Genomic DNA, 12,201 nt, shown 5'->3' on the forward strand with positions numbered 1-12,201 from the left:
GCACGGCGGTGATTCAATTACTTGGCCAGTTCCTTGAGCACCTTGTCGGTGATGTCGATACGCTTGCTGGCGTAGACGGCTTCCTGGAACACGATGTCATACTTCTCGGCATCGGCGATCTGGCGGATCACCTTGTTGGTACGCTCCAGCACAACCGCCAGTTCTTCGTTGCGGCGCTGGTTCAGGTCTTCGCGGAACTCGCGTTGCTTGCGCTGGAATTCCTTGTCCAGATCGGACAGGTCACGCTGACGCTTGGCGCGGTCGGAATCGGACAGCACGGCGGCGTCCTTGTCCAGCTTGTCGGACTGGGCCTTCAGACGGGCGGCCATGTCTTGCAGCTCACGGTCGCGCTTGGCGAATTCGGCTTCCAGCTTGGCTTGGGCAGCCTTGGCCGGAGCGGCTTCGCGGAAGATGCGCTCGGTGCTGACGAAGGCGATTTTCGAGCTCTCCTGCGCATGGGCAGGGGCAAAGCTCAACAGGCAGGCAGCCATCACGATGGTCTGCAGGGACAGGAACGATTTGGTCATGAACTTCAAGATTACTCTCCGTATTACGAATCAATGATGACCGCTTTAGAAGCCGGTACCCAGTTGGAACTGGAAGGTTTGAGACTTGTCACCCGTCTTCAGGTTCAATGGCTTACCGAAGCTGAGCTTCAGAGGGCCAATCGGTGACACCCAGCTGATACCCACGCCGGCCGAATAACGCAGGTCGTTCAGCTTGATGTTCTGGCCGTCAGCGAAGACGTTGCCGCCGTCAAAGAAGGTGAACCAGCGCAGCGTACGGTCCTGGCCCGAACCCGGGAACGGGAACTGCAACTCGGCGTTGCCGTACAGACGCGAGGCGCCACCCATGGAGTCGCCGTACTGGTCCTTCAGCGAACCCAGCGAAGACGCTTCGTAGCCGCGCACGGTGCCGATACCGCCGGCATAGTAGTTCTTGAACACCGGATAAGGCTTGCTGCCAATGCCACGGCCGTAGTCCACTTCGCCATTCAGGGCCAGGGTCACGGCCTTGCTGAAGAAAGGCTGGAAGTACTGGTGCTGATAGCTCGCACGGTAGTACTTCAGGGTACCAAGGTACGAAACTTCCAGGTTGGCGCGCTGATAGCGGCCGGAAGTCGGAACCAGTGCCGAGTCGCGGCCATCACGCTGCCACGCCACCGTCAGCGGGATGCTGGTGGTACGGGCGCTGCCGATACCGCACGTTGCCCCCGAGGAGACGTCGGTCACATCGCAACCCGCAGCGCCGGCGCCGCCGAAGTCGCGCACATACTGGCGGTACAGCGAGGGGCTGGTGCTGTCGGTGCTGACGTTGGTGTTTTCCACGCCGATACCGAAGAAGACGCGATCCAGTTCCGAGAACGGCACGCCGAACTTGATGCTGCCACCCAGCGTCTTGACGCGATAGTCACCGGTCGTATAGACCGAGGGACGAATCGTGCGCAGGTAGATTTCATAGGTGCGGCTGATGCCGTCATCGGTGAAATACGGATTGGTGGTCGACAGCGAGATCGTGCGATAGCGCGAGCTGGTATTGATGTCGATACCCACGGTATTACCGCTACCGAAGGCGTTTTCCTGCGAGATCGAGCCGGTCAGGCTGAGCTTGTCGGACTGCGAGAAGCCGGCGCCGACCATGATGTTGCCGGTCGGCTTTTCCTCGACCTTCATGTTGAGGTCCACCTGGTCGCTGGTACCCGGCACTTCGGGCGTATCGACGGTGACTTCCTTGAAGTAGCCCAGACGGTCCACGCGGTCGCGCGAGAGCTTGATCTTTTCGCCGTCGTACCAGGAATCCTCGAACTGGCGGAATTCGCGGCGGATCACCTCATCGCGGGTCTTGGTGTTGCCGGCGATGTTGACGTGACGCACGTAGACGCGCTTGCCCGGGTCGACCATGATGGTGAAGGCGACTTCCTTCTTTTCGCGATCGACATTGGGGTTGGCGTTGACGTTGGCGAAGGCATAGCCGAAGTTGCCCAGGCGCTCGCCGATCTTCTTGGTGCTGTCGGTGAGCTTGGCGCCGGAATAGACGTCGCCCGGTTTCAACTGCACCAGCTTGGACAGTTCCGGCTCCATGCCGAACATCTCACCTTCAAGCTTGACGCCGGAGACGGTGTACTTCTCGCCTTCCTTGATGTTGACGGTGATGTAGATGTCTTTCTTGTCGGGCGTGATCGACACCTGGGTCGATTCGACCTGCATTTCCAGATAGCCGCGATCCAGGTAGTACGAGCGCAGGGTCTCGATGTCGCCCTGCAGCTTTTCCTTGGAATACTGGTCGGCCTTGGTGTACCAGGTGAACCAGCCCGGGGTGGTCAGCTTGATCTGGTCACGCAGGGTGCTGTCGGAGAACACCTTGTTGCCGACGAAATTGATCTGCTTGATGCGGGAAACTTCACCTTCGTCCACCGAGAAGGTAATCGCCACGCGATTACGCTCGACCGGGGTGACGGTGGTGGACACCTTGGCGCCGTACAGGCCGCGCGACAGGTACTGGCGCTTTAATTCCTGCTCGGCACGATCGACCTGGGAGCGGTCGAAGATGCGCGACTCGGCCACGCCGATTTCCTTGAGCGCCTTGGTCAGCTGTTCCTTGTCGAACTCCTTGATGCCGGAGAAATCGACGCTGGCGATGGCCGGACGTTCGACCACCTGCACCACCAGCACGTCCCCTTCAGCCTCGATGCGCACATCGCGGAAGAAGCCGGTGGCATACAGCGCCTTGATGGCAGCAGTGGCCTTTTCATCGTTGAACGTGTCGCCCACGCGCACCGGCAGGTAGCTGAAGACCGTGCCGGCCTCGGTACGCTGGATGCCTTCGACGCGGATATCCTTGACCACGAAGGGCGTGACCGCCATGGCCTGGCTGGAGCACAGGGCAAAGGCGGCTGCGGCGATCAGGCGACGGGAGAAGGTCGGGATGGGATGTTGCGCAGGGTGTAATTTCATCTATCGTTCATCAACAGTTTTTCGCCGTGACACTGCCTGACAAGATGCTGGTAAGGAATTGAAAACGGATCCCAGATCCATTGCCAATTGCTTAACAACTGCCATCGGGCTTGGCCGGCAAATGTAAAAAATCCGGTCTTTCGCGCCGCCCCGCCGCTGGTATCGCCGGGGCCGGCATCAGGCCGGATTCATCCTTGGAACATCAGCCGCACGATATCGTTGAATGCGGCAACGAGCATCAGCGCCATCAGTAAACCCAGGCCGGCACGCTGCGCGATTTCCCCAAACCGTTCGGAAACGGGCCGTCCTGTCAAAATCTCCAGCGCATAATACAGCAAATGACCGCCATCTAGAACCGGGATCGGCAAGAGATTCATCACGCCGAGGCTGATGCTGATGAAGGCCAGGAAGCTCAGATAGCTGACCAGACCCACGCGCGCGGTCTGCCCGGCGTAGTCGGCGATGGTGATGGGGCCGGTGATGTTCTTCAGCGAAACCTGGCCGACGATCATCTTGCCGATCATCTTGACGGTCATCGCACTGGTATCCCAGGTACGCTGTGCGCCCTTGGCCAAGGCCGTCAGCGGGCCATCACTGACGGTGGCCATCTCCGGTGCCAGCGGCACTTCCACCTTGATGCGACCGATGCGCTTGCCGCTGTCGCCCTCCTCCATCGCTTCCGGGGTCACGCGTACCTCGAAGCGGTTGCCGCCGCGCACGCCTTCCAGCAGCAGCGGCTTGCCGGCCGATTCACGGACCTTTTCGACAAAGGCCAGGCCATCCTGGACCGGGACCGCGTCGATGGCGGTGATGCGGTCACCGCTCTGCAGCCCGGCCACCTTGGCCGGCCCCTCCATGATCTTGCCCAGCACGGCCGGTGGACGCGCCAGGGCCAGGCCCAGCTTGCCCAGGAAATCGCCTTCCAGCTCATTGCTGTCGATCCCGGCCAGACGCAGGGTCACACTGTTGAGCAGCTTGCCGCTGCCATTCGGATTGGGACGCTCCACATCCACACGGGCATCAGCCTTCTCCAGCACCAGCTGCATCAGCTTCCAGCGCACCTCCGACCAGACCTGCACCGGTGCACCATTGATGGCGGTGATGCGGTCACCGGCGCGCAGGCCGGCCTGGTAGGCCGCACTTTGCTCGGCTGCGGCGCGCAGCACCGGCACCGGCTCGGGTACGCCATGCATGTAGAGCCCGGCGAACAGGACGATGGCCAGCAGGAAATTGGCAATCGGCCCCGCCGCCACGATGGCGATGCGGCGCCATACCGACTGCCGGGTGAATTCGCGTTTGAGATCGGCTTCGGAAATGTCTTCCAGTGGTTGCTCGCGGGCATCGAGCATCTTGACGTAACCGCCCAGCGGCAGGATCGACAGCGCCCACTCGGTCTGATCACGCCCGAAACGCCGCGACCAGATCACCCGGCCCATGCCCACCGAGAAACGCAGTACCTTGACCCCGCACCAGCGGGCGACCAGGTAATGGCCCAGTTCATGCACCACCACCAGGCTGCCCAGGGCGACAAAGAAAGCAATCAGGGTATGCAGCAGTGTCATCGTGAAATCAGGGCCTCGGCGTGGGTGCGTGCCTGCCGGTCCTGCTCCAGCAAGGCGGCGATATCGTCGGCTTGGCGGTTGGGGATGGCGGACATGACCTCTTGGATCAGGGGAGCGATCTTCCCGAAGCCGATGCGGCGGTCCAGGAAGGCCTGCACGGCAACTTCGTTGGCGGCATTGAGGATGGCCGCCAGTGTGCCACCGGCTCGCAGGGCATCATACGCCAGTTTCAGGCAGGGAAAGCGCCGATAATCAGGCGCCGAGAAGGACAGCTGCGCGATCTGCGCCAGGTCCAGCGGGGCGACGCCGGAGGCGATCCGCTCCGGATAGGCCAGCGCATTGGCAATCGGGGTGCGCATGTCGGGGTTGCCCAACTGTGCCAGCACCGAGCCGTCGGCATACGACACCATGGAATGGATCACGCTTTGAGGGTGGATCACCACCTCGATCTTGTCGGCCGGCGCACCAAAGAGCCAGTGCGCCTCGATCACTTCCAGGCCCTTGTTCATCATGGTGGCCGAATCCACCGAGATCTTGCGCCCCATCACCCACTTGGGATGCGCCACCGCTTCTTCCACGGTCACCTGGTCCAGCGTGCTGACATCGCGATTCAGGAAGGGTCCGCCGGAGGCGGTCAGCAGGATCTTCTCGACGCCGTGCGCCGGCATCGAGCGGCTGTAATCCGCCGGCAGGCACTGGAAAATGGCGTTGTGCTCGCTATCGATGGGCAGCAGGCTGGCACCATGGGCAGCCACCGTGTCCATCAGCAACTGGCCGGAGATGACCAGGGCTTCCTTGTTGGCCAGCAATATCTTCTTGCCGGCACGAGCGGCGGCCAGCGTCGATGCCAGGCCGGCAGCGCCCACGATGGCGGCCATGACCATGTCGCAACCATCGGCGGCGGCGATATCGCACAGGGCCCGCGGTCCATAGGCCACTTCGGTCTGCAGATCGGCTGCACGCAAGAGCTTCTGCAACTCGGTGGCCGCCTCGGCCGAACCGACCACGGCTACTTGCGGGCGAAAACGCTGGCATTGCTCGGCCAGTTCGGCCACGCGCGCATGCGCGCTCAGGGCATGGACGCGATAACGGTCCGGATGACGGGCGACCACATCCAGCGTGGACACGCCGATGGAGCCGGTGGAACCGAGAATGCTGATGGACTGCATGGAATTTCCAGAAGGAAAGCGGCGGCTCAGGCAGCCGCCAGCCAGAGGTCGACCAGCGCCGCCAGGGGCAGCACCGGGATGAGTGCATCAATGCGGTCGAGGACGCCACCATGACCAGGAAGCAGATTGCTGCTGTCCTTCATGCCGGCGCGCCGCTTGAGCTGCGACTCGAAGAGGTCGCCCACCACGCTGGCCACCACCATCAGGCTCAAGGCCCCGACAAAACCGGCCCAGCCCCAGCGGTTGAAGAGGTGATACTGGAAGGTCTCGCCCGCGCTCATGGACATGGCCACGGCGGCCGAAATCACCAGCACCGCCAGCCAGCCACCGATGGCACCTTCCCAGGACTTGCCCGGAGAAATGGTCGGCGCCAGCTTGTGGCGACCGAAACCCTTGCCGGCGAAATAGGCGCCGATGTCAGCCACCCACACCACCGCCATCACCGACAGCAGATACAGCGGCGAACGCTGGAACAGATCCACGATGGCCACGAAGCAGCCGAGGATGGACAGCATATATGTCGCATTGAGCAGGCGATTGCCGAAGGCCTCGACCTTGGGCAGGCCCAACCCCAAGGCGGGCACGAACCGCAATGCCCACAACAGCACGCACAGCACGTAGAGCGGACGTACGCTGGGCAGGCCGCTGAAGAACAGGATCACGCAGAAGACCAGCGTCCACACGACTGCCCACAAGGTCGGACGCGGGCTCTTGAAGAGGCGGAAACATTCCCAGGCGCCGGCGGCGAAAAACACCAACGCGGCCATGGCAAAGGCCGGGAAATAGCCGAAATACAGGATCGGCAACAGGATTGCCAGCAGGATCAACGCTGTGATGACACGCGTCTTGAGCATCAGGAAGCCTTTTTCTGGTCCAGCACCTGGGCGCTGGTGCGCCCGAAGCGGCGCTCGCGTTGTTGATAGGACCCGATCGCCACGTCCAGCGCCTTGGCATCGAAGTCGGGCCAGAAGGTCTCGGTGAAATACAGTTCGCTGTAGGCCAGTTGCCACAGCAGGAAATTGGAAATGCGCTGTTCACCGCCGGTGCGGATGAACAGGTCCGGCTCCGGGGCATAGGCCATGGCCAGATAGGGTGCCAGCTCTTCTTCGGTGTAATCGGATACGCCCGGCTTGTCCTTGACCATGCGCGAGACCGCCTGCATGACATCCCAGCGGCCACCGTAATTGGCGCAGACAGTCAGGGTCAGACGGCTGTTGCCGGCAGTTTGGGCCTCAGCCTTGGCGGCCATCTCCTGCAGCTTGGGATCGAAACGGCTCATGTCGCCGACGATCTTGAGGCGGATGCCGTTGTTGGCCATCTTGCCCACTTCGCGCTCCAGCACGGTCATGAACAGGCGCATCAACACCGACACTTCATCGGCCGGCCGACGCCAGTTCTCGGAACTGAAGGCAAACAGGGTCAGGAATTCGATGCCGCGTTCGGCACTGGCCTCGACGATGGAACGTACTGCGTCCACCCCCTTGGCATGCCCCGCCACGCGCGGCAGGAAACGCTTGGTCGCCCAACGACCGTTGCCGTCCATGATGATGGCAACATGGCGCGGGACCGCGGAAGAATCCGGAACCGCAAGAGTTGAGCTTTGATGCTTCATGAAAATAATTTAGTGCATTTCGGTGCGTGGGGAACGGGGCAGCGCCTCATGGTAACGGGCCGCGGACGCTTTGACAAACCAGCCGCGCGCGCCCTACCCCAAGCGAAATGCTCCCCGCTGCGCCCTGCACATTTGCTGTCTTTGACTTCTCGTGCAGCGCGACCACCTGTGCGGTCGCGCATAGGGCCTGCCGAACGACCTATACGGTCATCACTTCCTTTTCCTTGTCGCCCACCAGCTTGTCGATTTCGGCGACGAACTTGTCGGTCAGCTTCTGGATTTCATCCTGGCCACGACGCTCGTCATCTTCCGAGGCAACCTTGTCCTTGACCAGCTTCTTCAGACCTTCGTTGCCTTCGCGGCGGATGTTGCGCACCGCGATCTTGGCATCTTCGGCTTCGCTCTTGACCAGCTTGACCATTTCCTTGCGGCGCTCTTCGGTCAGCGGCGGCATCGGCACGCGGATCAGTTCGCCGTGGGTGGCCGGGTTCAGGCCCAGGTCGGCTTCACGGATGGCCTTCTCGACAGCAGCGACCATCTTCTTCTCGTACGGCTGCACACCGATGGTGCGGGCGTCGATCAGGGTCAGGTTGGCGACCTGCGACAGGCCGGTCGGCGAACCGTAGTAATCGACCATCACCTGGTCCAGCAGGCCGGTATGGGCGCGGCCGGTACGGACCTTGGCCAGGTTGGCCTTCAGGGTCTCGATGGACTTACCCATCTTCTGTTCAGTATTTTTCTTGACGTCAGCGACACTCATGCTGCTCTCCTAACTTGGTGCAATAACTTGGCTTTTCTTGATGGCAAATGCCTGAAAGAGGGGCATTGTAAACGGGAATGACCGGCCTGCGGCCGGTTTCTGTTCCGCAATACGGCTCAGACGTGGACGAGGGTACCCTCGTCGTCACCCATGACCACGCTCTTGAGCGCGCCCGGCTTGACGATGGAAAACACCTTGATCGGCAGCTTCTGGTCACGGCACAGCGCGAAGGCGGTCGCGTCCATCACCTGCAGATGCTTGGCGATGGCTTCGTCGAAGGAAATCGACTGGTAGCGGGTCGCGGCCGGGTCCTTCTTGGGGTCGGCGGTGTAGACACCGTCCACCTTGGTGGCCTTGAGCACGATCTGGGCGCCGATTTCCGAGCCACGCAGGGCGGCGGCGGTATCGGTAGTGAAGAAGGGGTTGCCGGTACCGGCAGCGAAGACCACGATCTTGCCCTCTTCCAGGTATTGCAGCGCCTTCGGGCGCACATAGGGCTCGACCACCTGTTCGATGCCGATGGCGGACATCACGCGGGCTGTCAGGCCAGCCTGACGCATCGCGTCGGCCAGGGCCAGCGAGTTCATGACGGTGGCCAGCATGCCCATGTAGTCGGCGGTCGCACGATCCATGCCCTGGGCGCCCGGCGCCACGCCGCGGAAGATGTTGCCGCCACCGATCACGATGGCCAGTTCCACGCCCAGTTTGCTGATTTCTGCTACATCCGCGACCATGCGTTCGATGGTCGCGCGATTGATACCGTAGGCGTCGTCGCCCATCAGTGCTTCGCCGGAGAGTTTGAGGAGTACGCGCTTATAAGCAGGTGTTGTCATTGCAGGGCTCCGTGTTCTTTCCGATGTTGAATTGCTTGTTGACGCGTCGGCACTCGCTGTCACCCGACGAAACGGCGCGATTTCGTCATCTGGATGTAGCCCGAACGCATGAGGGGGTTACTGCTGCGCCCTACTCTATTGCCACTACGACTGCCATTGCTTCCATGCTGTTGCCATTGCTACTTGCAGCCTGTCCACTGCACCTGCCATCGGATCACCCGGCAGCCGACCCAGAGGATAGATGCAGCCTTCTCCGAAAGTTCCCGGGGACCGGCTTAAAAAAACGGGCCTCTCGGCCCGTTTTTCTTGCAACGCTTACTGAGCTTGTTTCGCTGCAGCCACTTGCGCAGCCACTTCAGCGGCGAAGTCGTCTTGCTTCTTCTCGATGCCTTCACCCACCACGTACATGGCGAACGACTTGACGGTCGTGTTGGCGGCCTTGAGCATCTGTTCGACGCTTTGCTTGTCGTTCTTCACGAAAGCCTGGTTGAACAGGGAAACTTCCTTCAGGTACTTCTGCACCGAACCGTCCACCATCTTGGCGACGATCTCGGCCGGCTTGCCGGATTCGGCAGCCTTCAGGGCGGCGACCGAGCGTTCCTTCTCGATCAGGTCGGCCGGCACTTGCTCGGCCGACAGGGCGACCGGCTTCATGGCGGCGATGTGCATGGCCACGTCCTTGCCCACTTGCTCGTCGGCACCGTCGAACTCGACGATCACGCCGATACGGGTACCGTGCAGGTAGGAAGCCAGCTTGCCGCTGGTTTCGAAACGCTGGAAGCGACGGAACGACATGTTCTCGCCGATGCGGCCGATCAGTTCGGTGCGCAGTTCTTCCAGGGTCTTGCCGTCGGCCAGCTTGCAGGCGCCCAGGGCAGCCACGTCAGCCGGATTCTGCTCGACCACCAGCTTGGCAGCGGCTTCGACCAGACCGATGAACTCGTCGTTCTTGGTCACGAAGTCGGTTTCGCAGTTCACCTCGACCAGCGCGCCGACGTTGCCGGCGATGTAGGTCGAGATCACGCCTTCTGCGGTGATGCGGGAAGAGGCCTTGGAAGCCTTGCTGCCCAGCTTGACGCGCAGAATCTCTTCCGCCTTGGCCATGTCGCCACCGGCTTCGGTCAGCGCCTTCTTGCATTCCATCATCGGCGCGTCGGTCTTCGCGCGCAGATCGCCCACCATTGCTGCGGTAATTGCCGCCATACTATTCTCCTGACTTGGAGGCATCCCGCGTCCTGCGGCATGCCTGAAACTCGAAAATTGAATCAAAAAAAAGGGGCCACTGCGTCACTACCCGCTGTCACCCCTTTTTGTACTACCGTACTACCGGAAGAGCAGAATCAAGCCTGCTCGACCTCGACGAATTCATCGCCCTTGACTGCTTCGACCACGTCGTTGACGGCGTTGGCACGGCCTTCCAGCACGGCGTCAGCCATGCCGCGAGCGTACAGTGCGATTGCCTTGGCGGAGTCGTCGTTACCCGGGATCACGTAGGTGACGCCTTCGGGCGAGTGGTTGGTATCGACCACGCCGATGACCGGGATGCCCAGCTTGGCGGCTTCGGTGATGGCGCCCTTGTGGTAGCCGACGTCGATGACGAAGATGGCGTCAGGAATGCCACCCATGTCCTTGATGCCGCCGATGGCCTTCTGCAGCTTTTCCTGTTCACGGCTGAACAGCAGGGCTTCCTTCTTGGACAGCTTCTCGACGGAACCGTCTTCGACTGCTGCTTCCATGTCCTTCAGACGCTTGATCGAGGTCTTGATGGTCTTGAAGTTGGTCAGCATGCCGCCCAGCCAGCGCTGATCGACGTAAGGCACGCCAGCACGTTGCGCTTCAGCGGCCAGGATTTCACGCGCTTGGCGCTTGGTGCCGACGAACAGGATGGTGCCGCGGTTGGACGACAGTTGACGCACGTACTTCTGCGCCTCCTGGTACATGCCCAGGGTCTTTTCCAGGTTGACGATGTGAATCTTGTTGCGGTGACCGAAGATGAAGGGGGCCATCTTGGGGTTCCAGAAGCGGGTTTGGTGACCGAAGTGGACACCGGCTTCCAGCATTTCGCGCATGGTAACGGACATGAATTTCTCCAGGGTTAGGTCTGGAATCCGCTCGGTCATCCGGCTCATGCAGCCAGACACCCTTTTAGCGAACGGATTCGCGTTTCAAAAAGATTTACAACACATATTGCCAAAAAGATATGAAGATTCATTCCGCACACCGATTCCGGCAACCGACCCGAGGTTTCAGATCAGCCCGGCATTCTACTCGACCCCGCCCTTTTGTTCAAGTAGCACGTCAATTCGCCGCAAATCACCCCGAATTGCCATCCAGCCCGCCACCATGGCCGGCAAAACAGAAAACACCCTCGTCGTCTATAATCCCGACTTGACGATTTTCTAGCGAATTGCGATTCATCATGGGCAATATCACCATCAAGACCGCCGAAGACATCGAAGGCATGCGCGTGGCCGGCCGCCTGGCCGCCGAGGTGCTGGACTACATCACCCCCTTCGTGAAGCCCGGCGTGACCACCGGCGAGATCGACCGCCTCTGCCACGAGTACATGACCAATGTACAAGGCAGCATCCCGGCTCCGCTCAATTACTGCCCTCCCGGCTACACCCCCTACCCCAAAGCCATCTGCACCTCGCTCAATGACGTGATCTGCCACGGCATCCCCGGCGACAAGGTGATGAAGAACGGCGACGTGCTCAACATCGACGTCACCATCATCAAGGACGGCTACCACGGCGACACCAGCCGCATGTTCTTCCTGGGCGAGCCCTCCATCCTGGCGCGCCGCCTCACCGAGATCACCTACGAATGCATGTGGCTGGGCATTTCCAAGATCAAGCCGGGCGCCCATCTGGGCGACATCGGCCACGTCATCCAGCAGCACGCCGAAAAGGCCGGCTATAGCGTGGTGCGCGAGTTCTGCGGCCACGGCATCGGCAAGGTCTTCCACGAAGAGCCGCAGGTGCTGCACTATGGCCGCCCCGGCACCCTGGAAAAGCTGGAAGCCGGCATGATCTTCACCGTCGAACCCATGATCAACGCCGGCCGCCGCGAAATCCGCGAGATGGGTGACGGCTGGACCATCAAGACCAAGGACCGCAGCCTGTCGGCGCAGTGGGAACACACCGTCCTGGTCACCGAGACCGGTTTCGAGGTGTTGACCGTGTCGCCGGGCATGCCGGCGCCGCCGGCCTTCATCCAGAACCAGGTCGCTGCCGCGGCCTGAGCGAATGATGGCGGGGCAAGCAACGGTGACGCCAGCTGCCCCGCCCGCAGTTTCCGGCATGAAACCT

Annotated in this window: 12 protein-coding genes; 2 read left to right on the plus strand and 10 right to left on the minus strand. The window is 61.3% G+C overall.

Annotation, left to right across the window (positions count from 1 at the left end):
* Nucleotides 1-17: 17 nt before the first annotated feature.
* The 10 genes from HFRIS_RS06745 to rpsB form a co-directional block, all read right to left on the minus strand.
* On the minus strand, nucleotides 18-527 hold the full coding sequence (locus tag HFRIS_RS06745; protein ID WP_233207591.1) for an OmpH/Skp family outer membrane protein: 510 nt from the start codon (nucleotides 525-527) through the stop codon (nucleotides 18-20).
* 45 nt (nucleotides 528-572) lie between these two features.
* Nucleotides 573-2,954, minus strand: a complete 2,382-nt coding sequence (gene bamA / locus HFRIS_RS06750) for an outer membrane protein assembly factor BamA (protein WP_006462534.1) — start codon at nucleotides 2,952-2,954, stop codon at nucleotides 573-575.
* A gap of 188 nt (nucleotides 2,955-3,142) precedes the next feature.
* The gene (gene rseP / locus HFRIS_RS06755) at nucleotides 3,143-4,516 is read right to left on the minus strand and encodes an RIP metalloprotease RseP (RefSeq protein ID WP_006462535.1); all 1,374 of its coding nucleotides are present in this window, start codon (nucleotides 4,514-4,516) and stop codon (nucleotides 3,143-3,145) included.
* Nucleotides 4,513-5,685 carry a 1-deoxy-D-xylulose-5-phosphate reductoisomerase gene (gene ispC, locus HFRIS_RS06760; RefSeq protein WP_006462536.1) on the minus strand — a complete coding sequence of 391 codons (1,173 nt, stop codon included), beginning with the start codon at nucleotides 5,683-5,685 and terminating at the stop codon, nucleotides 4,513-4,515. The genes rseP and ispC overlap by 4 nt, the downstream gene beginning before the upstream one ends.
* Nucleotides 5,686-5,711: 26 nt before the next feature.
* Entirely contained in the window at nucleotides 5,712-6,539 is an 828-nt protein-coding gene (locus HFRIS_RS06765) for a phosphatidate cytidylyltransferase (RefSeq protein ID WP_006462537.1), read from the minus strand.
* The gene (gene uppS, locus HFRIS_RS06770) at nucleotides 6,539-7,297 is read right to left on the minus strand and encodes a polyprenyl diphosphate synthase (RefSeq protein WP_077237119.1); all 759 of its coding nucleotides are present in this window, start codon (nucleotides 7,295-7,297) and stop codon (nucleotides 6,539-6,541) included. The genes HFRIS_RS06765 and uppS overlap by 1 nt, the downstream gene beginning before the upstream one ends.
* Nucleotides 7,298-7,496: 199 nt before the next feature.
* The gene (frr, locus tag HFRIS_RS06775) at nucleotides 7,497-8,057 is read right to left on the minus strand and encodes a ribosome recycling factor (RefSeq protein WP_006462539.1); all 561 of its coding nucleotides are present in this window, start codon (nucleotides 8,055-8,057) and stop codon (nucleotides 7,497-7,499) included.
* Nucleotides 8,058-8,173: 116 nt separating this feature from the next.
* Nucleotides 8,174-8,890, minus strand: coding sequence for a UMP kinase (gene pyrH / locus HFRIS_RS06780; RefSeq protein ID WP_006462540.1), 717 nt, complete (start codon nucleotides 8,888-8,890; stop codon nucleotides 8,174-8,176).
* Nucleotides 8,891-9,205: 315 nt separating this feature from the next.
* The gene (tsf, locus tag HFRIS_RS06785) at nucleotides 9,206-10,093 is read right to left on the minus strand and encodes a translation elongation factor Ts (RefSeq protein WP_006462541.1); all 888 of its coding nucleotides are present in this window, start codon (nucleotides 10,091-10,093) and stop codon (nucleotides 9,206-9,208) included.
* A gap of 137 nt (nucleotides 10,094-10,230) precedes the next feature.
* Nucleotides 10,231-10,971, minus strand: coding sequence for a 30S ribosomal protein S2 (rpsB, locus tag HFRIS_RS06790; RefSeq protein ID WP_006462542.1), 741 nt, complete (start codon nucleotides 10,969-10,971; stop codon nucleotides 10,231-10,233).
* On the opposite strand from rpsB, the gene HFRIS_RS25185 reads away from it, so the two are divergent.
* A complete protein-coding gene (locus tag HFRIS_RS25185; protein ID WP_152486651.1) occupies nucleotides 10,970-11,293 on the plus strand; it encodes a hypothetical protein in 324 nt (107 codons plus the stop codon). The genes rpsB and HFRIS_RS25185 overlap by 2 nt on opposite strands.
* Nucleotides 11,294-11,309: 16 nt before the next feature.
* Nucleotides 11,310-12,134, plus strand: coding sequence for a type I methionyl aminopeptidase (gene map / locus HFRIS_RS06795; RefSeq protein ID WP_006462543.1), 825 nt, complete (start codon nucleotides 11,310-11,312; stop codon nucleotides 12,132-12,134).
* Nucleotides 12,135-12,201: the final 67 nt, after the last annotated feature.

This window comes from Herbaspirillum frisingense GSF30 (assembly GCF_000300975.2).
In the GTDB taxonomy this organism is placed as follows: domain Bacteria; phylum Pseudomonadota; class Gammaproteobacteria; order Burkholderiales; family Burkholderiaceae_D; genus Herbaspirillum; species Herbaspirillum frisingense.